The following is a 23,236-nucleotide window of genomic DNA, read 5'->3' on the forward strand; positions in this document are numbered from 1 at the left end:
GGGGTCAGCTCGACCCGGAAACCGCCGTCGCGCTCGCCGTGATCATGGCGATGTTCAGCACGGTCTGCGCCGCCTGGATGGCTTGGCGTACGCCCTCGCTGGCCCAGTCACCCTCGGCGATGACCTTGGCCCGGGCCTTGGCGAGCCTGCGGTCGGACTTGTCGACCAACAGCCGGGTCAGGTCCGCCGCAGCCAGCAGGCCGATCACCGGGCCGGTCTCGCTGTCGGCGGGCTGGTCGTGCAGCAGGCTCGCGCGGATGCGGTTGAGCAGGTCGTCGCGTCGGGCCGTGTCAATCACGTCATAGCGGGTCAACGGGAAGATCCCGAGCGCCTTGGCCGGGCGCCGGGCCAACCGGCCGTCGGCGATGAGCGCGGCGTACACGGTCTTGCGGCCCTGCTTGCCGAGCCGGCTGACGACGTTCTGCGGGGCTTGGCGGCGGCGGTTCTGCACCCGGGCGAAGGCCGCCGCCAGGATCGGATCGGCGACGGGCGCCGCCCTGGTCACGACAACCCGGGCCTTGCGGCCCTTGCCCTCGAGTCCGAGGTGCCCGCTCGTGACCAGGTCCATCAGATGGGCGCCACCCAGCACGGCTTCCACCTTCATCGAGTCGAGCCCGGGCTTGCCGCTGCTCGGGTCGGTGACGATCAGCAGGACGTCCTCGGCAGTGCTCATGATTCACGGTAGCGCGGGCCCCTCGGTGGCAGCATGGGGTCGTGATCAATGGCGGGGTCTCGTTCTGGTGGCAGCAGGTCGGCGTCCCTGCGCCCCGGCCCGCGCTCGACGGCGACATGGACTGCGACGTCTGCATCGTCGGCGGTGGGTTGACCGGGCTGTGGACCGCCTACTACCTCTCGGCGCTCGACCCGACGCTCGACATCGTGGTGCTGGAGGCGGAGTTCGCCGGCTTCGGGGCGTCCGGCCGCAACGGGGGCTGGCTGTCGGCCGAGCTGTCCGGGAGCAAGCAGCGGTACGCCAAGAGCCACGGTCGCGTTGGCGTGCAGGCGCTGGTGTCGTCGATGGAGGCCGCGGTCGACGAGGTCGTCGGGATCTGCCGGGCCGAGGGCGTCGAGGCCGACATCGTCAAGCCCGGTGTCCTGTACGTCGCCCGGTCGGCCGCCCAGCTGACCCGCATGCGGGAGGGGCTTTTGGACGATGCTTCGTGGGGCATCGGCGCCGAGCACCAGCATGAGCTTTCGGTGGCCGAGCTCGGCGAGCGGCTGCAGGTCGCCGGCGCGCTCGGTGCGAAGTACAGCCCGCACTGCGCCCGCGTGCAGCCGGCGAAGCTCGTGGCCGGGATCGCCGCGGCCGTCGAGCGACGCGGTGTACGCATCCTGGAGCGGACCAGGGCGAGCGCGATCGGCTCCGGGACCGTGACAACCGATCGTGGGACCGTGCGGGCGGTGCACGTCCTACGCTGCCTCGAGGGCTACACGGCCGGCATCCGGGGTCAGCGTCGAACGTGGCTGCCGATGAACTCCGCGATGATCGCCACCGAGCCGTTGGCTGAATCGGTGTGGGATGCGATCGGGTGGCGGGGCGCCGAGTTGCTCGGCGACAACGCGAATGCGTATTGCTACGCCCAGCGCACTGTCGACGGGCGTATCGCCCTGGGCGGTCGGGGCATCCCCTACCGGTTCGGCTCGCGCACCGACGACCGTGGGCAGACCCAGGACTGGACCGTCGAGTCGCTCACCGGCATCCTGCACGAGCTGTTCCCGGCGACCCGACAGTCCCGCATCGACCACGCCTGGTGCGGGGTGCTCGGCGTCCCACGTGACTGGTGCGCCAGCGTGACGTACGATCCGGCCACGGGCCTGGGCTGGGCCGGTGGATACGTCGGCAGCGGGCTCACCACGACGAATCTCGCGGGCCGCACCCTCGCCGACTTGGTGCTGGGGAGGGACACCGACCTCGTGGGCCTGCCCTGGGTTAACCGCGGCGTACGGCGGTGGGAGCCCGAGCCGCTGCGGTGGCTGGGCGTGCGCGCGATGTACGGCCTGTATCGCGAGGCCGACCGCCGCGAGGGCAAGGGTCTGGACCGGCCGAGCCGGCTGGCCCGCTTGGGCGACCGGCTCACGGGTCGGTAGGCGGCGGTCCCCGAGCCTGTCGAATCGTCGTCGACCATGATGGACACATGACCGAAGAACTCGATCCCCGGCTCATCGAGCTCGCCCACCGCATGTTCGACCTGGCGCGCGATGGCGGTGCCGAGCAGCTCGCGGCCTATGTCGACAAGGGCGTGCCGGTCGACATGGCTGACGCCTCGGGCAACACCCTGCTGATGCTGGCGGCCTATCACGGTCACGCAGACACCGTGGCCGCTCTGATCGAGCGTCGCGCCGACGTCGACCGGCTCAACGACCGCGGCCAGAGCCCACTCGCCGGCGCGATCTTCAAGGGCGAGGACGACGTCGTGCGGTTCCTGCTGGGTGCCGGAGCGGATCTGGACGCCGGGTCGCCCTCGGGCCGGGCCACCGCGCAGATGTTCGAGCGCGGGGACCTGCTGGACGAGGGCTGATCTCGCGGCGGGCCTGACGTGCCAAGGCAGGGGAGCGCCACGCAGAGCGGCTGAGAGTGCGGATCCGCCGCAGTCCCGTGAACCGGCACCGGCAAGCTCCCTTTCTCTTTTCGCCGACTTGCGTGCCTTGGCCATCGATCACAGGCTCGACCTCCTGCCGTGGCACGACAGGCGATCAATGCTGGCGTTCGTGGTCGTCCCGGTGGCCCGTCTCGGTACGATTGCCTCAGAGTTTGAGAGGACCTTGTGCCACATCTGGATGTCGATGACCAGCGAGCAGTGCTCCAGGCGATCGGTCAGATCGGAAAGGCCTCAACGCTCGATGAGTTCGCCCAGCTTGCCTGTCGAGAGTTGTACCGACTCGTCCCGGGCGTCTGGGCGTCCTACAACGAGACGAACCTGCTGACCGCCAGGACCGCAGCGTTCGTGTGGCCCGAGCGGGCGGCTGACTGGTTCGACAAGAACGTCCGGGTATTTGCTCGCTACGCCCATCAGAATCCCCTCGTGCGCCACATCTCTGAGGACGGGGAGTCCGACGTGAGGACTCTGCTCGACCTCGACCCTGAACAGACGTTTCAGCAAACCGAGCTCTTCCGTGACTATTACGCACCCATCGGTGTCCGAAGTCAGGCGGCATTCGGGCTTCCCGCTCCGTCAGGGGTGGTGATAGCGCTCGTCGTCAACCGGGACGGCGCGGATTTCTCGGCGCGTGACCGTCGAGTCATGAACGAGTTGAGGCTCCATCTGTCCAACATCTATCGGATGGTTGCGGCGTCTGAGCAGGCGCGCGGCGTCTCAACTGCAGTCGAGCTCGATGGGTGGGAGACAATTCTCATTGCCGACGATGGCACGGTCATCGAGTCGACTCCCGCAGCTGAGGAGATCGGCCGGCAGATTGGCGCGGAACTCCGGGTGGGTGACTCGGTGCTTGGCACCTCACTGTGGGAGCAGCCGTCGCCCGCGGCCCCTGGCGACGAGTGGTGGTCGGTCAAGCGCGTGTCTTCGACGAGTGTGGCCCTCGAGGAAAATGCTTTCGACGCGACACTCACAGTCAATCCGGTAGGCCCGCACGTCCTGTTGCTTCGACCGGCTCACTCGGTGACGGTCGAGTCGGCCATGCGGCTCGGCCTGACCAGACGACAGGCCGAGGTGGCGCTGCTGATCGTCGGCGGTGCGACCAACATCCAGATCGCGCGCACCCTGCACATCGCGCCTGGAACGGCGCGCAAGCACGTCGAAACGCTGATGGCTGTCTTGAGCGTTTCATCGCGTGCCGCGGCCGCAGTCGCGGTGATGCGCGGTCGGTGACTGCGCAGGTCCCGCGATCTGTGGGTCAGGCGGTGACGCGGCGTCGCCGTGAGGCGATCACCAAGGCACTGCCGCCGAGCACCATCGCACTCCCGAGCGCGAGCAGGCTGTTCAGGTTGTCGGGTGCACCGGTGTCCGGAAGGGTGCGCGCACCGTTACTCGTCACAGTCGACGAGGGAGCGGAAACCGGCGTCAGCGGGGTAGTCCCAGATGTGGGTGTGCGCGGATCCGATGTGTCGTCGGGGACTGCGGCCGCGAGGGTCACCGTGAGCACAGCCGACCACTCCATGTCGTCCTTGGTCTGTCGGAACACCCGGTATTCGATGTCGCCAGTGGTGAACGCAGGATCGGTGATCTCGAAGGTCACCAGACCGGTTACGGGGTCGATCGATGCCGTGACACCGCTGGGCACCGTCTGGAGTCCGTAGCGCAGGGGCTCGGATTCGTCGGCCTCGTCGTCGAGCTGCTCATCGTTGGCAGTGACGTCGAACACCGTGGGGGTGTCGATCTCGGCTTCGATCTCGCCGTCGTCGACCGGGCAGGCGAGGTCGACTCCGGCGCCGCCAGTGAGCGTGCTCATACCCTCGCTGCCACACAGGTAGTCGTTGCCCGGGCCGCCCGAGAGGTCGTTGTTGCCCTCCCTGTCGATCAGGATGTCGTCGCCGTCGCCGCCCTCGAGACGGTCGTCGCCTTCGTTGCCATAGAGGCGGTCGTCACCGTCACCGCCGTAAAGGTTGTCGTCGCCATCACCGCCTGTCAGAACGTCGTTGCCCTCCTGGCCATACACGTCGTCGTCACCATCACCGCCCTCGACGGTGTCGCCATCCTCGCCGCCGAAGAGTAGATCTGATCCGGCGCCGCCGACCAGGACGTCGTTGCCGTCGTCGCCGTAGAGCTCGTCGTCGCCGGCGTCTCCGTACAGGCGGTCGTTGCCGTCGTTGCCGTAGAGCTCGTCGTTGCCGTCTTCGCCATACAGGTTGTCGTTGTCTTCGTTGCCGTAGAGCTCGTCGTTTCCGTCACCGCCGTAGAGGTCGTCGTCGCCCTCGTACCCGTAGAGCTCGTCGTGACCTTCGTCACCGTCCAGTTCGTCGTCGCCGGGGCCGCCGCGCAGGTCGTCATCACCCGCGCCGCCGCGAACGAGGTCGTCGCCGTCGCCTCCATTGAGAGTGTCGTTACCGCCCTCGCCGGTTATGACGTCGTCGCCGTCGTGCCCGTTGATGGTGTCGTCATCGGCTGATCCGACGAGGGTGTCGTTGCCCGACGTTCCGTCAATGTCGGTACCGTGCGCCGCGACCGGGATCAAGGTGAGTGAGGCGGTCGCGGCGAGCAGGGCGATTGATCGGGAAACAGCGGGGCGCAGCGGCTTCATGGAACCTCATCAGTCAGGGAGCGCAGGTACGCCAAGTCTGTCGATCCGCCAGCCGCGGGGAAATACGCAATTATGCGTAGATCAAGCAGAACGGCCCTTCCGATTCATGCCCTCCCGGCGATCCCCAGGATTCGGCCGACAGGGCAGCCAGGATCGCTTCGATTGGGTCGTTGCGCCGAAGGACCCAGTCGTCCATCTCGGCTGGGCGGGGAAGTCGACCCGCAGGTGGGTGGCGTTCTCGCAATGGTCCGGCGACGTCAGTTCGGTCACGAGTCGCCGAGGCGCCAGCTGAAGTCGACGCGTGTGCCTTCGGCGCCCTGGACGGTGAGAACGACCGGGCCGGAACGGCCGCCGGTCGTAGCGGCCTCGCAGGTCATCACGGCTCCCGCTGCCCCATCGAGCTCCGACTCGGGACAGGTCATGTCGGTCAGCGTCAGGCCCGTCTTGACGGTGAAGGCTTCGGCGATTGCGTCGCCCACACGGTTGGTCAGCAGCCGGTGGGATCCGGGCTCGATCTCCTAGGAGAAGCCCAGCGTCCCCTCGTCCTTTGCCACCTTGGTCGCCTCGATGGCCAGCGTCACGCGCACCCCCTCCTGCACCATCTCGCACGTCGCGGTCGCCCCGACCTCGGCGTCGAGTCCGTCGGGGCAGTCCACCGACTCCGGCTTCGCGTCGCTGATCGTGGTGATCCGTTCGGAGATGTCCTCCGCCAGAGCCGAGCCGCTGATCCCCTTCGAGCCGCCAATAGTCCCACTCGCCGAGCAGGCAGCCCCCGCGAGGAGGGCCACCGCGCTCAGCGCCAGGCGTGGCGAGGAAATACGTCATTCGGCCCAGCGAGGGCCGGATATTGGCACGGACGCGGCCGAGGAGCTGAACGAGATCGAGGTCTCGCGCGAGCAGATTGCGATGCCTTGGATACAGGGCGCCGAACCGCCATCGCTTCGCGGTACTGTGGCAGCACAAGACAGGGGAGCGCCACGCAGAGGGCGCTGAGAGTGCGGATCCGCCGCAGACCCTTGAACCTGCACCGGTTAGTACCGGCGAAGGGAGTCACGATGAGTTCTGCAACCACGTCCAAGCCCAGGTTCGACGTGCACTATCGCACGATCGATCTGGTCACCATCACCACGCTGGGGGTGGCGTTCGGCGTCATCTTCTGGGGCTGGGGCAAGCTCTACGAACCGCTCAGCGGTCTCGCAGTCTTCTCCTACCCGCCCAGCAGCGCGCTTCTGGGCGGCGTCTGGCTGAGCGCCGGCGTCGTCGGCGGCCTGATCATCCGCAAGCCCGGTGCCGCGTTCGCGACCGAGTTCGTCGCGGCTGCCGTCTCGACGTTCATCGTCGGCGGCACGCAATGGGGCTTCAGCGTCTTCGCCTCGGGCTTCTGGCAGGGTCTCGGCGCCGAGCTGATCTTCCTGGTGCTGTTCTACCGGCGCTGGGGCATCATCGCCGCGGCGCTCGCCGGAGCATTCGCGGGTGCGCTCGAGTCGTTCTACGAGTGGCACGCGTACATCCCGGACTACACCGTCGGGGCCAAGCTCGCGCACCTGGGCTTCTTCGTCCTCTCGGGCGCCGTGGTCGCCGGCATCGGTGGCTTCTTCCTGGTCCGGGCGCTCGCGAAGGCCGGCGTGCTCGACGCCTTCCCGGCCGGCCGCGAACAGGTCTCCGAGGTCTAGATGTCCCTCGGTGGAGCCCGCTTCCGCGGCTTCACGTGGCGCCCCCTCGGCCGACGCGATCCCGTCGTCGCCGGGCTCGATCTCACGATCGAGCCCGGCGAGCGGGTGCTGCTGGTCGGTCCGAGCGGCGCCGGCAAGTCGACCCTGCTGTACGCCCTCGCCGGTGCCCTCGGGACCACGATCGCCGGTGAGCTGCGCGGCACCGCGCAGGTTGACGGGCGGCTGGGCCTGCTCCTGCAGAACCCGGCAGATGCGATCGTCGCCGAACGCCTGGGCCGTGATGTGGCCTTCGGACCCGAGAATGCCGGGATGTCCCGCGCCGAGATCTGGTCGCGGGTCGATGACGCGCTGGAGTCGGTCGGGCTGACGTACGGCCGCGATCACTTCAGCTCGGCGCTGTCCGGCGGCGAGCAACAGCGGCTGGCGTTGGCCGGAGTGCTGGCGATGCGCCCGGATCTGCTGCTCCTCGACGAGCCGACCTCGATGCTCGACGCCGACACCGCCTCCGGCGTGCGTGACGCGATCGTTGCGGCTGCAGCCGGTCGGACCCTGGTGGTCGTGGAGCATCGCATCGAGCCGTGGCTCGATCACGTCGACCGGGTCGTCGTGCTGTCGGCGGGCGGCAACGTCGTGAGCGACGGCAGCGTCCGCTCGTTCCTGACCGGCCCGCGGCCGGCCGGGGTCTGGATGCCGGGCATGACGACACCCGCGCCGCTCGACGTGCCCGCAGTGCTCGTGCGGCCCGAGTCCGATCCGCTGACGGTCTCGGCGACCGACGTCTCGGTCGAGCTGGTGACCCGTACGCTTCGCGGCACCCAGCGGACCCGCGCCCTGACCGCGCTCACCGCCGAGATCGGTCCCGCCACCACGACGGCGTTCACAGGTCCCAGCGGTGCCGGCAAGTCCACCGCCCTCGCCGTGCTGGGCGGGCTGCTCAAGCCCAGTTCGGGGTCGGTCACCCCAGACCTTCGTCGGTGGCGCTCGCCACGGCTCGCCGCAGCGGTGGGCTGGGTGCCGCAGAACCCTGAGCACGGCTTCCTCACCACGAACGTGGCCACGGAGGTGCACCGCACCGCCGACCGGCTGGAGCGCTTCGTCGACATCGAGGCAGTGTTGGAGGTCTTCGGGCTGAGCCGGTTCGCCGCGACCAACCCGTACCGGCTGTCCGGAGGCGAGCAACGCCGACTGGCCCTCGTCGCGGCACTGGCCCACCGGCCCGGAGTCGTGCTGCTCGACGAGCCGACAGTCGGCCAGGACCCGGGCACGTGGGCCGCTGTTGCCGGCTGGATCTCGGCTGCGCGCTCGGCGGGGGCAACCGTTGCGCTGTCGACCCACGACGCGGACCTGCCGGCCGATGTCGAGCACCGCATGATTCAGGGGGTGCTGCGATGAGGCGTGGTGGGATGAGGTCATGGCTCCTGCGGCTCAACCCGTTGGCGCAGCTCTCGGTCGGGCTGTTCTCCCTGCTCGGGTCGTTCTGGATTCGCAGCCTGCCGGTGGCGCTGGTCGCGCTGGGTGTCTATGTCCTGGCCGTCGTGCTGCTGGCGCCGGGCTGGCGTTATCCGCTGGCCTGCCTGGGCTTCACCGCGATCGCGGCCGGCACGATCGTCTACTCGACGTGGCGGGTCGGGGGCCACGACATCGACGAGTCCGTCACCGCGGGTGTGCGGATCGTTGTGCTGGCCTGGCCTGGCTCGGTCATGGCCGGGTACGTCGATCCGTCCCGGTTCGCGGACTACCTTGCTCAGACGTTGCGGATGCCGGCCAGGCTGGTCGCGGCCTTCGCTGCGGCGATGCAGAAGTTCACCGCGTTCGGCCTGGCCTGGCAGCAGCTGGAGCGGGTCCGTCGGGTGCGAGGCTTCGGGCCCACCCGCAATCCGGTCGCCAACGGCCGTTACGCCGCCAACATGTCGTTCGCGCTACTGGTGCAGGCCATGCGCGGCGCCACGTCGACCTCGATCGCGATGGATGCGCGGGGGTTCGCGACGGCGTACGACCGGACCTGGGCCGAGCCTGCCCCGTGGACCCGCCTGGACTACTGCGGTCTCGCGGTGGCGGCGCTGCTCGGCAGCACGCCGATCATCACTCGCGTGCTGGGCTGACCCGGCTCAGTCCGGCCGGCTGTCACCGAGCCGGTCGATCTGCATCGTGAGGGCCACCCCGACCTCGTACAGCGGCGAGAGCCCGTGGCGCCGGTCGTCCAGCTCCCGCGCGGTGGCGTCGGCCGTGCGGCCGCCGCCCACGGTGAGCAGGTGGAACCGCACGCGGCCCGGCGCCGGGGACGGGAAGTTCGACTCCGGCTCGGTCTGGCCCACGAGCACCTGTCCCATCGCGACAAGCGATCGTGCTGCCTCGGCGACGGGCTCGTGCTCACCCGCGCCGACCGTCCCGCCGCCCGTGCTGAGGTAGCGGCTGGCGGTGCCATCGAGCAGCGCCACGACCGTCACGACGTCCAGATCGCGGCCCAGCTCCATCACGACGCCGAACACCCGGTCGGGCTCGTCGGCGTTCAGACCGAGCTCGTCGGGCCTGGTGCTCAGCACCATGGCGCGCAGCGCGGCGCTGACCTCGACCTCGTCCTCGTCCTGCGGCGGGGACGAGCGCGGCGCACGGGAATCGGGCATGGTTGCGAGCCTAGGTGAGTCGGGGTCTGGCGCAGGGGACCGCTCACATACTAGGGTGCGAACTAAGCAAGCGCTTACCAATCTTGGAGGATCCATGCCACGCGTGTTCAACAGTCTCGACGAGTTCAAGGCAGCAGCCGGTCAGGAGCTCGGCACGAGCGACTGGGTGACGGTGACGCAGGAGCAGATCAACACCTTCGCCGATGCGACAGGCGACCACCAGTGGATCCACGTCGACCCCGAGCGCGCCGCGGCCGGACCATTCGGCGGCACGATCGCCCACGGCTATCTGACACTGTCGCTGCTGCCTGCCTTCGGCGAGCAGATCTACGCAGTCAACGGCCTCGCATTCGGCATGAACTACGGCGCCAACAAGGTGCGCTTCCCGACCCCCGTGCCGGTCGGCTCCCGCCTGCGCGCCACCGCGACGCTCAAGGAGACCGCCGACATCGCGATCGGCACGCAGTGCATCGTCAACTTCGCAATCGAGATCGAAGGCGGCGCCAAGCCGGCCTGCGTGGCCGAGGTCGTCTTCGTCATGGCCGGTGCCTGAGATGGATTTTGGCCATGACGCCAAGACCGTCGACCTGATCGGCCAGATGGAGTCCTTCATGGACGAGGTCATCTATCCGGCCGAGCCGCTCGCCCACCAGCAGATGCAGGACGCCATCAAGCAGGACACCTGGGCGCCTCCCGCGGTTCTGGAGGACCTCAAGGCCGAGGCCAAGAAGCGTGGCCTGTGGAACTTCTTCCTCCCGGGTGACGAGGGCGCTGGCCTGACCAACCTCCAGTACGCCCCGCTCGCCGAGATCACCGGCCGCAGCATCCAGCTCGCTCCGGCCGCGGTCAACTGTGCCGCGCCGGACACCGGCAACATGGAGGTGCTGCACATGTTCGGCAGCGCCGCGCAGAAGAAGCAGTGGCTCGAGCCCCTGCTCGCCGGCGAGGTCCGGTCGGCCTTCGCGATGACCGAGCCGGGGGTCGCCTCGTCCGACGCCACGAACATCGAGACGTCGATCCTCAAGGACGGTGACGACTACGTCATCAACGGCCGCAAGTGGTGGATCACCGGCGCGATGAACCCCAACGCCAAGATCTTCATCGTGATGGGCAAGTCCGATCCGTCCGCGGAGCGGCACCGTCAGCAGTCGATGATCCTGGTCGAGCGGGACACTCCCGGCTTCGACATCGAGCGCGGGATGCACGTGTTCGGCTACAACGACCGTGATCACGGTGGCCACGCCGAGATCTCGTTCAACGACGTCCGAGTGCCGGCGAGCAACCTGATCGGTGGCGAGGGTGAGGGCTTCGCGATCGCCCAGGCGCGACTCGGGCCGGGACGCATCCACCACTGCATGCGCTCGTTGGGCATCGCCGAGCGTGCCGTCGAGATGATGAGCAAGCGTGCGCTCGACCGGGTGGCCTTCGGCAAGCCGATCGCCGACCAGGGCGTCGTGCGGGACTGGATTGCCGAGTCGCGGGTGCGGATCGAGCAGCTCCGGTTGCTGGTCCTGAAGACCGCGTGGCTCATGGACACCGCCGGCAACCGGGGCGCGCACACCGAGATCCAGGCCATCAAGATCGCCACACCGCAGACCGTCGAGTGGATCCTCGACAAGGCGATCCAGGTGCACGGTGCGGGTGGACTCAGCCAGGACTTCCCGCTCGCGGAGTGGTTCGCGGGCATCCGCACGTTGCGATTCGCCGACGGGCCGGACGAGGTGCACAAGAACTCGTTGGCCCGCGCCGAGCTCAAGAAGCACCGCTGACGATGGACGTCTCCGGAGCGAACGCGATCGTCACGGGCGCGGCATCGGGCATCGGTGAAGCCATCGCGCAGCGGCTGCTCGAGGCTGGGGCGTCTGTCGTGGTCGGCGACGTGGACGGCGATCGGCTCGCGGCCACGGCCGCGCGGCTCGACGCCGATCATCCCGGCCGGGTCGCGCACGTCGCGGGCGATGCGTCCGACGCTCAGCACGTCGCGGCGTTGATCGTCGCCGCGGGTGAGGTCGACGTGTTCTTCGCGAACGCCGGAGTCTTCAAGGGGTTCGGGCTCGAGGCGAGCGACGAGGAGTGGGCAACCTCGTGGGACGTCAACGTCAAGGCGCACGTCGTGGCAGCCCGGGCGCTGGTGCCGGGCTGGCTCGAGCGCGGTGCGGGCTGCTTCGTCAGCACGGCCTCGGCTGCGGGGCTGCTGACCCAGCTCGGCTCTCCGACGTACTCGACGACCAAGCACGCAGCCGTGGGTTTCGCCGAGTGGCTCGCCGCGACGTACGGCGACCGGGGCGTGCAGGTGTGCTGCCTGTGCCCCATGGGTGTGCGCACTGACATGCTCGTCGCGGGCGAGACCACGACGGAGGGCGACGGGCGCCTGGGGGTTCAGTCGGTCGTCAGCGCCGGAGCCACGCTCGCCCCGCTGGAGGTCGCCGACGTCGTGCTCGAGGCGGTTGCCGCGGGGACCTTCTTCGCGCTGCCGCACCCCGAGGTCGGCACGATGTACGCCCGCAAGGCTGCCGATGCCGACCACTGGATCACTGGCATGCAGCGCTTCCGTACGTCGTTGGAGTGAGTCTCAGCGGGATGACACGGCAGAGGCCAGGATCTGGGCCATGCCGGCGTAGCCGAGGTCGTTGGGGTGGAAGTGGTCGGCCGACAGGCGTCCCTTCCAGCTGCGCATCAGGGGAGTGCGGAACTCGGCGAGCCGGATGCTTCCCTCAGCGGCAGCCTCGTCGAGCTGCCGGTTGAACTGCAGGGAGCCGGGGCGCCCACCGGGTTGGGTCGCGACGATCGCGCCGAGCGGCAACCGGGGCAGGAGCTCGGCAAGTCGTCCGGGCAGACCCGCGCGCCACCGCCGGCTGAACAGGTCGTTGCTCCCGATGACCACCGTGACCAGGTCGGGCTCCACCCCCAGTGACTCCATCGCGGGCAGCTGCCGCTCGAGCAGGTCCGCAACGCGTCCGCCGGAGACCGAAAGGTTGACCAGCCGGTGATCGGGCAGGGTCGCGGCGAGCTGGCCAGCCCACCCTCGGTCATAGGCGCTGGCACCGATGCTCTGCGCCATCGAGTCCCCCAGCACGACCCACAACGGGCCGGCCGCAGCGGCAGCGGCTTGGTTGTGTCGCTCCCACTCGTGGGCGTACGGCTCGACCTGGGTCTGCACCTCGCGCACGCCGCGAAGGAACCGCCCGGCGAAGGAGATCGCCGGACCGACGGGTCGCCCACTCAGGTTGGAGTAGTCGAACGATGTCTCAGGCACCCCTCCAGTGAATCAGGGGCTGCCAGACGTCGCTGGTCGAACCCGTACGCTGAACCGTGAACTTGTCGAGAGAGGAACCACCTGTGCAGCACCCCCGAAGGTTCGCGGTCCTGGTGACCGGGGAGGCCCTCGTCGTCATTGCGTACGTGCTGGCCATCGTCATCGATCCGGACGTGTCGTCGCTGCGCACGCCGCTGCGTGTCATCGCTGTGGCGGGCGCCGTGATCATCGCCGTGACGCTCTACCAGGCCTGGTCGACCAAGTCGACGGCCGTGAGCCTCGCCGGGATGTTGACGGCCCTGCTCGGCGGCGCCTGCCTCGCGTCGACAGCTATCTCGGCCACGGGTGATCGGGTGTTCGCGAGCACCCCCGTCGCGACGCTCGGGACCGCGGCGCTGGTCGCCGCAGTCGTGCTCGGGCAGGTCACACTCGCTCAGAACGGAAGGCCGAACCCATGATCGAGCTCCTCACCACTACCCAGGTCGACGAGATGCGACCCGCCGGCAAGTTCGTCGCCTCGGTGCTGACGGCGCTGTCCGAGGCTGCCGACGTCGGCGTCGACCTGCTGGAGCTCGATGCGCTTGCGCACCGGATGATCCGCGAGCGCGGCGCCGAGTCCTGCTACATCGACTACCACCCGTCCTTCGGCGCGATGCCATTCGGCAAGGTCCTGTGCACATCGGTCAACGATGCCGTCCTGCACGGCCTGCCGCACAAGTACAAGCTCCGCGACGGCGATCTCGTGAGCTTCGACTTCGCCGTGTCGGTCGACGGCTGGGTCTGCGACTCCGCGGTGACTGTCCCGGTCGGGACTCCGCGCGAGGAGGACGTCCGCCTCGTCGCCCATGCGCAGGAGGCGCTCGACGCCGCCATCGCGGTGGCCCGCCCCGGCAACAAGGTCGGCGACATCTCCGCAGCGATCGGAGCAGTCGGTCGTTCGCACGGCCTCAAGGTCAACACGCAGTTCGGCGGGCACGGAGTCGGCCGGACGATGCACGGAGACCCGCACATCCCCAATGACGGCAAGGCCGGCCGCGGCTTCCCGCTCAAGCCGGGCCTCGTCATCGCGATCGAGCCGTGGTTCCTGCACACGACCGACGAGATCCGGATGGACGACGACGGCTGGACGATCCGCAGCGCGGACGGCTCGCGCGGCGCCCACGTCGAGCACACCATCGCGATCACCGAGGGCGACCCGATCGTCATGACCGCGCGCGACTGAGTCATCGTTCTGACGGCCCGGTAGCGCTCAGGCGAAGCCGGGCGGGCGGCGGTCGTGCCACGGTGCGGCCGCCTCGACCTGCGCGCACAGGCTGAACAGTGGGCCGTCCTGGCCCGGCAGCCCGGCCAGCATGACGCCGATCGGCAGGCCCTCGGCCGACCAGTGCAACGGCAGGCTGGCGGCTGGTTGCCCGCTCATGTTGTAGAGCGCCGTGTAGGGCGTGAACAACAGCTCGCGGTGGTGGTCCTCCGCCGGGTCGCCGGATTCGTTGAACCACTCGACCGGCTGCGGCGGCAGCGCCAACGTCGGGGTGAGAATCGCGTCGTACGCCTGCAGGTCCGTCACGACCTGCCGGGTCGTGAGCTCGAGGAACTGCAGGGCCTGCGAGAGCTCGACGGCGCTCGCCGGCCGGCCACGCTCACGCCAGTAGCGGGTGTTGGGCCGCAGCAGCCGATCGGACTCCGGCGGAATCAGGGCGCCGGCGATCCCGCTGGACCAGATGACGTTGAACTGCGGCTCCAGGGCCTGCGGGAAGGGATTGGCGATGTCGACGACGTCGTGCCCGAGCGACTCCAGCAGTGCACTGGCGGACTCCCACGCGGCAATCGCGTCCGGGCCGGGCGCGATGCCTTCGAGATGTGTCGCGGACCATCGGGCGATGCGCAGTCGGCCGGGCGGTCGGCCTACCCACTCGGCGTACGGGACGGGTGGGGCTGGGAGGGGGCGCACATCGCCGGGCATGGGGTGCGCGATGGCGTCGAGGAGCGCGGCAGCATCACGGACGCTGCGCGCAAGCGGGCCGTCGCCGGCCAGCCCGCTCCAGTCCGAGCCCAGCGGTCCGGCACTGACCCGCCCCCGGCTGGGCTTGAAGCCGAAGATTCCGCACGCGCTGGCCGGGATGCGGATCGATCCACCGCCGTCGCTGCCCTGCGCGAGCGGCACGAGCCCAGCGGCGACGGCGGCAGCGGCCCCACCGCTGGAGCCCCCGGCATTGCGGCTCGTGTCCCATGGCGTGCGGGCCGGCCCGATGAGGTCGTTGTCGGTGTACGACGACAGGCCGAACTCGGGGGTGTTGGTCTTGCCAAGGCTGATGAAGCCGGCCTTCTCCACCAGGTCCACGACGTACGCGTTGGCCGGCGGCACGAACCCGCGCATGACCCTCGAGCCCATCGAGGTCGGTGTGGCCGCCGTGAAGGTCAAATCCTTGAACGCGGTCGGGACGCCAGTGAACGTCGCTGCGTCGCCGGCGGCGAGGCAGCGGTCGGCCTCCGCTGCCCGCTCCAGGGCCAGCTCGGCAGTCACCGTGATGAACGCACCGAGGGCGTCGGCGTGGTGGACGATCCGATCGAGATGGTGCTGCACGAGTTCGACCGAGGAGACCTCCCGGCTCTGGAGTGCGGCGGCCTGGTCCACGGCGTCGAGGTGGTGCAGCTGAGTCATGCACCGAGCCTAGGCGCCCTTGCACTGGCGCCTAGAATCTATCCGTGGCCCCCCCCAAAGTCCTGCTGTTCTACGGCTTCTCGCCGCTGGCCGATCCCGAGGCGATTCGGCTGTGGCAGCACACCCTGTGCGACTCGCTCGGCGTGCGTGGCCGCATCATCATCTCCAAGGACGGCATCAACGCGACGCTCGGCGGCGACGTCGTGCAGCTCAAGAAATACGTGCGGGGCACGCGGGCCTATGCCCCGTTCAAGGAGATCGACTTCAAGTGGAGCCAGGGTCGGGCGCTGGATGACGGCACGACCGCCGACTTCCCGCGACTGAGCGTCAGGGTGCGCGACGAGCTGGTGACGTTCGGCGCGCCGGACGAGCTCGAGATCGGCGATAGCGGTGTTGTGGGAGGTGGCACGCACCTGAGCCCCGCCGAGCTGCACGCACTGGTGGAGTCCAAGGACGTCGTGTTCTTCGACGGCCGCAACCAGGTCGAGTCGGCGATCGGACACTTCGCCGGCGCGGTCAGGCCGCCGGTCGAGACGACGCGTGAGTTCATCGCGGCGCTCGACAGCGGCGCCTACGATCACCTCAAGGACCAGCCCGTCGTGACCTACTGCACCGGCGGGATCCGCTGCGAGGTGCTGACCCCGCTGATGCGCAAGCGCGGCTTCCGCGAGCTCTACCAGCTCGACGGCGGCATCGCGACGTACGGCGAGGCGTACGGCGACGACGGACTCTGGGAGGGCTCGCTCTATGTCTTCGACGATCGCATCACGATGGACTTCTCCGACCACACCGCCCTTGTCGGCACCTGCGATGCCTGTGCGGCCGCGACGAACCACGTGGCCGACTGCGGGGACGTGTCGTGCGTCCGGCAGATGATCAGGTGCCAGACCTGCGAGCTGCGGGACGACCGGTCCCCCCGGCACGCAGTCGCCCGCTGACCCGGCTCAGGGCCGGATCATCGCGATCAGGCCGACGACATCGTCAACGACACCACGCACGCCCGGCACCCGGGTCAGACGCAGCATCCGGTCGATGATCGGCACGCAGTGCTCGACAAGGTCGCGGGTGCGCTGCTGACCCGTGCTGGTGTCGTGCACCCAGAACAGCACGATCCCCATCTGGAGCAGCCACAACAGTTCCGGCAGATCGGCGCGCAGCGTCTTGGCAAGTTTGAGATCGGAGCCGTCGAGGACCCGGCGGTGCAGCTCGATCGCGGCCTCGCGCGCCGCAGTCGAGTCATCGCTGAACGGTGACAGTGGGCTGCTGGGCTCGGCGGCGTTCTTGAAGAACGAGCCAGCGAACCCGTGGTACGGCTCGGCGACGTCGATCCAGGCCAGCAGGACGCCCCGCAGCCGCTCGGTGAAGTCGGCCTGACCGGCGAGCGGCACCTCGGCCGCCACGGCGTGGACCGCCTGGATCTGGTCGTAGTACGCCTGGATCAGCTGTTCCTTACCGGAGAAGTAGTAGTAGGCGTTGCCGACCGAGACGCCGGCCTCCTCCGCGATGGCCCGCATCGTGGTGCCGTCGTAGCCGGCCGAGGCGAACAGACGCATCGCCGAGTCGATGATCGACTGTCTGGTCTGCTCGGCCTTGGTCGAGCGGGCTGGGGTGTCGGGCACGGTGATCAATCTAGTCTCCGCCGGATGGGTCAACGCTGGGGCTGCGCCGGGTACTGCGAGTACGGGTACGGCGGCATGGCCTGGTGGCGGGCGTCGGCGTGGGCGCGGCGACGCATCGACGAGAAGGTCAGGACGTTGACGAAGTGGAGAACTCCGAGGACCAGCAGCACCGTGCCGATCTTGACGCTGAGCCGCTCGAGCAGCCCGGGCAGGTCAGCGACCTCGCCGCCACCGCGGAGGTAGAGCGTCACGAATCCGAGGTTGATCAGGTAGAAGCCGACCACGAGCAACCGGTTGACGGCGTCGGCGAGGCCCTCCTCGCCGCGAAAGACGTCGGCAAGGAAGACCCGTCCATTGCGCGACAGCGTCGACGCGACCCAGATCGTGAGCGGGACGGTGGTCAGGAGGTAGGCGAGATAGGCCGCGACGGTCCAGGTCATGATGTGCTCCAGTCTTGAACGTGTTCAACTCGTGTACGGGACACTACCGGAAGAAGTGAACATGTTCAATTAGGTATTGCAGCAGGGTTCTGAGGCGTGCTCGGCCGGCTGTGCAAACTCGCGGCACCTCAGCGGCCCACCAAGGATTGGGACTGGCCTCGCAGGGGTATGGCCTGACACATGTCGACCAGCGAGAAGCCAGCATCAGGGCCCGAGATCGGCCGCATCACGACGGACATCCCAGCTCGACTGGACCGGTTGCCCTGGGCCAGGTGGCACTGGCTGATCGTGATCGGGCTCGGCACGGTCTGGATCCTCGACGGCCTGGAGGTGACGATCGTCGGCAACCTGTCCAGCGTCCTCAAGGACAGCGACACCGGGCTCGGCCTATCCAGCTCCGACATTGGTATGGCCGGTGCGGTGTACGTGACCGGGGCCTGTCTGGGAGCGCTGTTCTTCGGTCAGCTGACCGACCGGTTCGGCCGCAAGAAGCTGTTCATGATCACGCTGCTGGTCTATCTCGGCGGCACCGTGCTGACTGCGTTCTCGATGAACCCGATGTGGTATTTCGTCTGTCGTTTCATCACCGGCACAGGCATCGGTGGAGAGTACGCCGCGATCAACTCCGCGATCGACGAGCTGATCCCGGCGAAGTACCGCGGGCGGATCGACATCGCGATCAACGGCTCGTTCTGGGTCGGCGCGATGGCCGGAGCGCTGCTGACGATCCCGCTGACCGATCCCCAGCTGATCGACCAAGGCATCGGCTGGCGATTCGCCTTCGGCCTGGGCGCGATCCTCGGCTTCGCCGTCCTGTGGGTGCGCAAGAACGTGCCGGAGAGCCCGCGCTGGCTCTTCATCCACGGTCGCGACGACGAGGGTGAGCGGATCGTCAAGGAGATCGAGCGGAGCATCGAGGAAGAGAATCAACTCACTCTCGACCCCGTCGACGAGACGCTCACAATCCGCCAGCGCAAGACCATCCCCTTCACGACGATCGCGCACACGGTCTTCGCGCTGTACCCCAAGCGCACGGTGCTGTGCCTCTCGCTGTTCGCGGGCCAGGCGTTCCTCTACAACGCCTTCTTCTTCACGTACGGCGACACCCTCTCGACGTTCCTCGGGGTCAAGCAGACCGGCTGGTACATCGCCGCTTTTGCGGCCAGCAACTTCATCGGTGCGATCGCCCTCGGTCCGCTGTTCGACAAGGTCGGCCGGGTCCCGATGATCGCGGGCACCTACATCCTCTCCGGGGTCCTGCTGGCCGCCGCTGGGATGTCGTTGGGCAGCCTGACCGCGATGACCTTGACGGTGTTCGGCGCGGTGATTTTCTTTTTCGCTTCCGCCGGCGCGAGCGCCGCCTACCTGACCGCGAGCGAGGTCTTCCCGATGGAGACCCGCGCGCTGTGCATCGCCTTCTTCTACGCCGTCGGCACCGCGATCGGCGGCATCGCTGGTCCGCTCCTGTTCGGTCGGCTGATTGACAATGCGACGGCCGACAAAGACATCACCCAGATCGCGCTGGGCTACTTCGTCGGCGCGGCCCTGATGATCGGCGCGGGGGTTGTCGCGATCTTCCTGGGGGTCAAGGCCGAGGGCCAGTCGCTGGAGAACATCGCGAAGCCGCTCACTGCGGAGTAGGTGGCGTAGGTGCGCCGACTCGTGTGACGGAGGTCATCCAGCGTCAGCTTGGACCAGGTGGAGGAGTGTCCTAATATCGAAACGAAACAGTTTCGTACATGAGGAGACAGCGTGAGTCGTCTGACCGAGGGCCGGTTGGCCGAGCTGTACGCGGGAACGCTGAGGCTCGTCGTCGAGCGTGGCTTCGACAAGCTCACGATGGACCAGATTGCCGAGGCGACGCGGTCCAGCAAGGCGACGCTCTACCGGCAGTGGGGCGGCAAGACCGGGCTGGTCGTCGAGGCGCTGAAGTGCACCGCGGGCCACCCCGAGGAGCTCCCGGACACCGGTTCGCTGCGCGGCGACCTGCTGGCCAGTCTGGCCGATGCGCCCGGAGGCGACGAGGCCGAGGCCGAGATGGTCACCGCGATCATGCACGCCATGAAACAGGACCCCGAGCTCGCCGAGGCGGTCCGCACCCAGATCATCGATCCGGGCCGCGAGCGCATCGGCACGATGCTGAAGCGGGCCGTCGACCGGGGCGAGATCGCGCCGCACTGCCCTGCACTGGCCTTCGCCGACCTGCTGTTCATGGCGCCGTTCGTCCTGAGCCCCGTGCTGGGCGAGTCCACGCCCGACAGCGCCTACATCACCGCCTACTACGAGGCCGTTGTCCTGCCGGCCCTCGGCATCCACTGACACCGCACCACATCTTCCTAGGAGAATCCCCATGGCTTGGCACCTCTATCGCCTCGGACGCTGGTCGTTCCGTCACCGCCGCATCGTCGTCACGTTCTGGGTCGGTCTGCTCCTGCTCATGGGCGTCGCGTCGACGACCCTGTCGGGCAAGACGTCCGACCAGTTCAGCCTTCCCGGCATCGAGTCCACTGAGGCTTTCGACCTGATCAAGGCACGGACGCCCGATGCGGCGCCGGACGGTGCCACAGCGCGGATCGTCTACCAGGCGCCCGAGGGTCAGAAGCTCACGGCTGCCGACAACAAGCAGGCCGTCACGGCCTCGCTGGACTCGATCGACTCGGCCAACGTCGTCGCCGCGAGCGACCCGTTCACGATGGGGACCGTCTCCAAGGACGGCCGCACGGCATATGCGACGGTGTCCTACTCCAAGACCTCGATTGAGCTCACCGACGCCGACCGCACCGCTCTGGAGGGCTCCGCCGAGCCGGCGGAGGAAGCAGGGCTGACCGTCGCGATCGGCGGCGACGCAGTGCAGGAGGTGCCCGAGACAGGCGCGGCCGAGGGCCTCGGTGTCCTCGTCGCGATCGTCGTCCTGATCATCACCTTCGGCTCGCTGCTGGTCGCGGGTATGCCCCTGCTGACCGCGCTGATCGGCGTCGGTATCGGCGTCACGACGATCACGACCCTCACCGGATTCATCAACCTCGGGTCCACGACCCCGGTCCTCGCCACGATGCTGGGACTCGCCGTCGGTATCGACTACGCGTTGTTCATCGTGTCGCGCTACCGGCACGAGGTGCAGGGCGGCAAGCCGCACGAGGAAGCGGCTGGTCGCGCCGTCGGCACCGCCGGTTCTGCCGTGGTGTTCGCGGGCATGACGGTCATCATCGCGCTCGCCGGGCTCTCGGTCGTCAACATCTCCTTCCTCACCGAAATGGGTCTGGCTGCTGCCGGGACCGTCGCCGTCGCGGTGCTGATCGCCCTGACGATGCTTCCCGCGCTGTTCGGCTTCGCCGGTAGGCGCATCGCGTCGGGCAAGCTGCCGTTCCTCAAGGCGCGCGACCCCGAGGCCCGGGACGGCAAGCGCACCAACGGACGCCGCTGGGCCGACCTGGTCACCAAGCACAAGGTCGTCACGTTCGTCGCAGGACTGGTCGTCGCCGGAGTCGCCGCGATCCCGGTCGCCTCGATGCAGCTCGCCCTGCCCGACGACGGCACCGCCTCGCAGGGCAGTGGCCCCCGGGTCGCCTACGACCTGATCGCCGAGAACTTCGGTGCGGGCACGAACGGCCCGCTGCTCGTCGTGGTCGACACCAAGGGTGTGAGCGACCCCGAGTCGGCAGTCGCCGCGGTGGTCACCAAGATCGAGACGATCAAGGAGGACGTCGCAGCGGTCGTCTCACCGGCTCCCGACCCGAGCGACGCCGACGCCGTCACGGCGTACCAGGACCAGCTCGCCGAGGGGCAGTACGCCCTGATCACTGTCCTGCCCAAGAGCGGTCCGTCCGATGCCGCGACGCAGGATCTGGTCGATGACATCAGGCAGGTGGCGGGCGGGACGCAGACCTCCGGGGCCGACGTCCTGGTGACGGGGCAGACGGCGCTCGGGGTCGACATCTCCGAGAGCCTGGCCTCGGCCTTCCCGAAGTACCTCCTGGTCGTCGTGGGATTCGCATTCCTGCTGCTGATGATCGTGTTCCGTTCGGTACTCGTGCCGCTCAAGGCGGTCCTCGGATTCCTGCTCTCGGTGGGCGTCTCGCTGGGCGCCACCGTCGCGGTCTTCCAGTGGGGCTGGTTCTCCGAGCTGATCGGCATCGACAAGTCCGGTCCGGTCCTGTTCATGCTGCCGTTGTTGCTGACCGGAATCCTGTTCGGGCTGGCGATGGACTACGAGGTCTTCCTGGTCTCGCGCATGCGGGAGGAGTACGTGCACGGCGCCTCGGCCCACGAGTCGGTCGTGCTGGGCTTCCAGTACGGCGCTCGGGTCGTGACGGCTGCGGCGATGATCATGATCGGTGTGTTCGCTGCCTTTGCGCTGGGCGACGACGTGACGATCAAGTCGATCGGATTCGGGCTCGCGATCGGCATCCTCGCGGACGCGTTCCTGGTCCGCATGACCCTGGTGCCCGCGTTCATGGCGCTGCTGGGCGACCGCATGTGGTGGCTGCCGCGCTGGCTCGACCGGTTGCTGCCCAACCTCGACATCGAGGGCGAGTCGCTGACGGCCCGCACAGTCGAGGCCGAGCGCGAGAAGGTCCTCGTCGGCTGAGATCGACCTGCACCAGCCTCCTGGGCTTGTCGAAGGAGCTTCGACAAGCCCAGGAGGCTTGGTGCGTCAGTTGGTCCAGACCCACGTGGCGAGGACCGACTCGCTGAGCTTGTCGCGCTTGGCGTCCGGGACATCCTTGCTGAACGAGAACGTGATGACGAATCCGGCATCGCCGTGCCTCACGAAGTACTGCTCGGTGCGGTACTCGGTGCCGTTCTGATCGAAGATCGCGCCGACGTGGGCGGCCTGCTCGCCGTCGATCTCGATCGGGTCATGGACCTGGACATCGGTCGTATTGGCCAAGGTGAGGCTCTGCTGGGCGGCCTCCGCCACATCGTCGATGTCGGCGATGTCGACGATCGAGTTCTCGCCGACGACGTTGACGTTGTCACTGAAGCCGTCAGTGTCGGTGGAGTCGACAGCGAGCGACAGCACGCTGTCATTGACGTTTGCGCTGCTGTCCTTCCACCCCTGGGGAGCGGTGTAGGTGAAGTCGTCGGTCGAGAACTTTTCGCCGCCGGCGACATCGGCGCTGGCCGTCGAGGTTGACGGGTTGCCGTCCTTCGCATCGTCGTCAGGTCCGCCGCAGGCGGTCAGGGTGAGGCTGAGGGCGACGACCAGGGCCGCGATGTGAAGGGGAGAGCGCATGGCGCAGAACCTACAGCGGTGCTCAGGGCCCGTCGTACTCGGCAACATCCGCGGTGGACTCCCGCGCGTGGACGCGCTGCATCTCCGAGCTCAGCTCGGAAACCATGTGGGCGATGATCACTGCGACGAAGTCGTTGACCTGGCCCCGGCCATGGGTGCTGGGCTCGGGCACGAGGTCCTCGGCGGCGAGCTCGAGAGTGCGGTCGCTGTCGGCGCGGGTCAGCAGGACCGTCGACGACTCGGTGCCGGGCTCTGCGATCCATACCGCGACACGGGTCTCGACGGTTGCCTCCGGGACGTCGCGGGAGCGTGCGAGGACGTGAGTCGTGATGACACCCGACTCCGGAGCCCGATATCCAGCCGGGGGAGAGACCGCGTGCACGCCGTGGCTGTCGACGTTGATCTCGGCGAGGTGGGCGATCTCGCGGGAGATCTGGTGCGAGGCGGTCTCCGTCACGAGCTCGTGGGCCGCACGGGTCAGGGAATCGGACCGGTCCTCGGAATCGTGGCGCATGCCGACACAGTAGGCC

Annotated in this window: 26 protein-coding genes and 1 riboswitch; of the genes, 15 read left to right on the forward strand and 11 right to left on the reverse strand. The window is 68.4% G+C overall.

What is annotated here, in order from left to right:
* Positions 1–4 precede the first annotated feature (4 nt).
* The gene (locus C6I20_RS16680) at positions 5–673 is read right to left on the reverse strand and encodes a GPP34 family phosphoprotein (RefSeq protein ID WP_118398274.1); all 669 of its coding nucleotides are present in this window, start codon (positions 671–673) and stop codon (positions 5–7) included.
* Between the two features lie 41 nt (positions 674–714).
* Between C6I20_RS16680 and C6I20_RS16685 the strand changes: the two genes are divergently transcribed.
* The 3 genes from C6I20_RS16685 (at position 715) to C6I20_RS16695 (ending at position 3,827) form a co-directional block, all read left to right on the forward strand.
* Positions 715–2,088: an FAD-binding oxidoreductase gene (locus C6I20_RS16685; protein ID WP_254052179.1), complete on the forward strand. Its 1,374-nt coding sequence runs from the start codon at positions 715–717 to the stop codon at positions 2,086–2,088.
* Between the two features lie 47 nt (positions 2,089–2,135).
* Positions 2,136–2,519: an ankyrin repeat domain-containing protein gene (locus tag C6I20_RS16690; RefSeq protein WP_118398277.1), complete on the forward strand. Its 384-nt coding sequence runs from the start codon at positions 2,136–2,138 to the stop codon at positions 2,517–2,519.
* A 246-nt stretch (positions 2,520–2,765) separates the two neighbouring features.
* Positions 2,766–3,827: a helix-turn-helix transcriptional regulator gene (locus tag C6I20_RS16695; RefSeq protein WP_118398280.1), complete on the forward strand. Its 1,062-nt coding sequence runs from the start codon at positions 2,766–2,768 to the stop codon at positions 3,825–3,827.
* 25 nt (positions 3,828–3,852) lie between these two features.
* Here the strand turns inward: C6I20_RS16695 and C6I20_RS16700 are convergent, their stop codons facing one another.
* From C6I20_RS16700 to C6I20_RS16710, 3 genes are all read right to left on the reverse strand, one after another.
* Positions 3,853–5,196 carry an LPXTG cell wall anchor domain-containing protein gene (locus tag C6I20_RS16700; protein WP_118398283.1) on the reverse strand — a complete coding sequence of 448 codons (1,344 nt, stop codon included), beginning with the start codon at positions 5,194–5,196 and terminating at the stop codon, positions 3,853–3,855.
* Between the two features lie 266 nt (positions 5,197–5,462).
* Positions 5,463–5,711, reverse strand: coding sequence for a DUF4333 domain-containing protein (locus C6I20_RS16705; protein WP_118398286.1), 249 nt, complete (start codon positions 5,709–5,711; stop codon positions 5,463–5,465).
* A 3-nt stretch (positions 5,712–5,714) separates the two neighbouring features.
* A complete protein-coding gene (locus tag C6I20_RS16710; RefSeq protein ID WP_162891393.1) occupies positions 5,715–5,984 on the reverse strand; it encodes a DUF4333 domain-containing protein in 270 nt (89 codons plus the stop codon).
* A gap of 168 nt (positions 5,985–6,152) precedes the next feature.
* Positions 6,153–6,262: riboswitch (TPP riboswitch) on the forward strand.
* Here C6I20_RS16710 and C6I20_RS16715 point away from each other — a divergent pair.
* From C6I20_RS16715 to C6I20_RS16725, 3 genes are all read left to right on the forward strand, one after another.
* Entirely contained in the window at positions 6,252–6,869 is a 618-nt protein-coding gene (locus tag C6I20_RS16715; RefSeq protein WP_118398292.1) for an ECF transporter S component, read from the forward strand. (Overlaps the previous riboswitch by 11 nt.)
* On the forward strand, positions 6,870–8,261 hold the full coding sequence (locus C6I20_RS16720) for an ABC transporter ATP-binding protein (protein ID WP_118398295.1): 1,392 nt from the start codon (positions 6,870–6,872) through the stop codon (positions 8,259–8,261). It begins immediately after the preceding gene.
* An 11-nt stretch (positions 8,262–8,272) separates the two neighbouring features.
* The gene (locus C6I20_RS16725) at positions 8,273–8,971 is read left to right on the forward strand and encodes an energy-coupling factor transporter transmembrane protein EcfT (RefSeq protein WP_162891394.1); all 699 of its coding nucleotides are present in this window, start codon (positions 8,273–8,275) and stop codon (positions 8,969–8,971) included.
* Between the two features lie 6 nt (positions 8,972–8,977).
* On the opposite strand, the gene C6I20_RS16730 is transcribed toward C6I20_RS16725, so the two are convergent.
* Positions 8,978–9,493 carry a hypothetical protein gene (locus tag C6I20_RS16730; RefSeq protein WP_118398301.1) on the reverse strand — a complete coding sequence of 172 codons (516 nt, stop codon included), beginning with the start codon at positions 9,491–9,493 and terminating at the stop codon, positions 8,978–8,980.
* Between the two features lie 94 nt (positions 9,494–9,587).
* On the opposite strand from C6I20_RS16730, the gene C6I20_RS16735 reads away from it, so the two are divergent.
* The 3 genes from C6I20_RS16735 to C6I20_RS16745 are packed head-to-tail and all read left to right on the forward strand — an operon-like array spanning position 9,588 to position 12,062.
* The gene (locus C6I20_RS16735; RefSeq protein WP_118398304.1) at positions 9,588–10,046 is read left to right on the forward strand and encodes a MaoC family dehydratase; all 459 of its coding nucleotides are present in this window, start codon (positions 9,588–9,590) and stop codon (positions 10,044–10,046) included.
* A 1-nt stretch (position 10,047) separates the two neighbouring features.
* Positions 10,048–11,262 carry an acyl-CoA dehydrogenase family protein gene (locus tag C6I20_RS16740; RefSeq protein ID WP_118398307.1) on the forward strand — a complete coding sequence of 405 codons (1,215 nt, stop codon included), beginning with the start codon at positions 10,048–10,050 and terminating at the stop codon, positions 11,260–11,262.
* A 2-nt stretch (positions 11,263–11,264) separates the two neighbouring features.
* On the forward strand, positions 11,265–12,062 hold the full coding sequence (locus C6I20_RS16745; RefSeq protein WP_118398310.1) for an SDR family oxidoreductase: 798 nt from the start codon (positions 11,265–11,267) through the stop codon (positions 12,060–12,062).
* 3 nt (positions 12,063–12,065) lie between these two features.
* On the opposite strand, the gene C6I20_RS16750 is transcribed toward C6I20_RS16745, so the two are convergent.
* Positions 12,066–12,749 (reverse strand): SGNH/GDSL hydrolase family protein, encoded by a 684-nt coding sequence (locus C6I20_RS16750; protein ID WP_118398313.1) that lies wholly within the window; start codon positions 12,747–12,749, stop codon positions 12,066–12,068.
* 83 nt (positions 12,750–12,832) lie between these two features.
* On the opposite strand from C6I20_RS16750, the gene C6I20_RS16755 reads away from it, so the two are divergent.
* Both C6I20_RS16755 and map read left to right on the forward strand, forming a co-directional pair.
* Positions 12,833–13,207 carry a hypothetical protein gene (locus C6I20_RS16755; protein WP_118398316.1) on the forward strand — a complete coding sequence of 125 codons (375 nt, stop codon included), beginning with the start codon at positions 12,833–12,835 and terminating at the stop codon, positions 13,205–13,207.
* The gene (gene map, locus C6I20_RS16760) at positions 13,204–13,971 is read left to right on the forward strand and encodes a type I methionyl aminopeptidase (RefSeq protein WP_118398319.1); all 768 of its coding nucleotides are present in this window, start codon (positions 13,204–13,206) and stop codon (positions 13,969–13,971) included. Before C6I20_RS16755 ends, map begins: the two co-directional genes overlap by 4 nt.
* Before the next feature lie 27 nt (positions 13,972–13,998).
* Here the strand turns inward: map and C6I20_RS16765 are convergent, their stop codons facing one another.
* On the reverse strand, positions 13,999–15,411 hold the full coding sequence (locus C6I20_RS16765; RefSeq protein WP_118398322.1) for an amidase: 1,413 nt from the start codon (positions 15,409–15,411) through the stop codon (positions 13,999–14,001).
* 44 nt (positions 15,412–15,455) lie between these two features.
* On the opposite strand from C6I20_RS16765, the gene C6I20_RS16770 reads away from it, so the two are divergent.
* Positions 15,456–16,349, forward strand: a complete 894-nt coding sequence (locus C6I20_RS16770) for a rhodanese-related sulfurtransferase (RefSeq protein ID WP_118398325.1) — start codon at positions 15,456–15,458, stop codon at positions 16,347–16,349.
* A gap of 6 nt (positions 16,350–16,355) precedes the next feature.
* Here C6I20_RS16770 and C6I20_RS16775 read toward each other — a convergent pair whose 3' ends face one another.
* Complete coding sequence (locus C6I20_RS16775; RefSeq protein WP_254052180.1) at positions 16,356–17,030, reverse strand: TetR/AcrR family transcriptional regulator; 675 nt, start codon at positions 17,028–17,030, stop codon at positions 16,356–16,358.
* Positions 17,031–17,059: 29 nt separating this feature from the next.
* The gene (locus C6I20_RS16780; protein ID WP_216822930.1) at positions 17,060–17,470 is read right to left on the reverse strand and encodes a hypothetical protein; all 411 of its coding nucleotides are present in this window, start codon (positions 17,468–17,470) and stop codon (positions 17,060–17,062) included.
* 180 nt (positions 17,471–17,650) lie between these two features.
* Between C6I20_RS16780 and C6I20_RS16785 the strand changes: the two genes are divergently transcribed.
* The 3 genes from C6I20_RS16785 to C6I20_RS16795 all read left to right on the forward strand — a co-directional run bounded on the left by C6I20_RS16785 (position 17,651) and on the right by C6I20_RS16795 (position 22,058).
* Positions 17,651–19,111, forward strand: coding sequence for an MFS transporter (locus C6I20_RS16785; RefSeq protein WP_118398328.1), 1,461 nt, complete (start codon positions 17,651–17,653; stop codon positions 19,109–19,111).
* 111 nt (positions 19,112–19,222) lie between these two features.
* Complete coding sequence (locus tag C6I20_RS16790) at positions 19,223–19,789, forward strand: TetR/AcrR family transcriptional regulator (RefSeq protein WP_216822931.1); 567 nt, start codon at positions 19,223–19,225, stop codon at positions 19,787–19,789.
* 31 nt (positions 19,790–19,820) lie between these two features.
* Positions 19,821–22,058, forward strand: coding sequence for an MMPL family transporter (locus C6I20_RS16795; protein WP_118398331.1), 2,238 nt, complete (start codon positions 19,821–19,823; stop codon positions 22,056–22,058).
* 66 nt (positions 22,059–22,124) lie between these two features.
* On the opposite strand, the gene C6I20_RS16800 is transcribed toward C6I20_RS16795, so the two are convergent.
* A complete protein-coding gene (locus tag C6I20_RS16800) occupies positions 22,125–22,706 on the reverse strand; it encodes a hypothetical protein (protein ID WP_118398334.1) in 582 nt (193 codons plus the stop codon).
* Positions 22,707–22,728: 22 nt separating this feature from the next.
* Positions 22,729–23,220, reverse strand: a complete 492-nt coding sequence (locus tag C6I20_RS16805; protein WP_118398337.1) for a hypothetical protein — start codon at positions 23,218–23,220, stop codon at positions 22,729–22,731.
* Positions 23,221–23,236: the final 16 nt, after the last annotated feature.

The organism is Aeromicrobium sp. A1-2, assembly GCF_003443875.1.
Lineage (GTDB): Bacteria > Actinomycetota > Actinomycetes > Propionibacteriales > Nocardioidaceae > Aeromicrobium.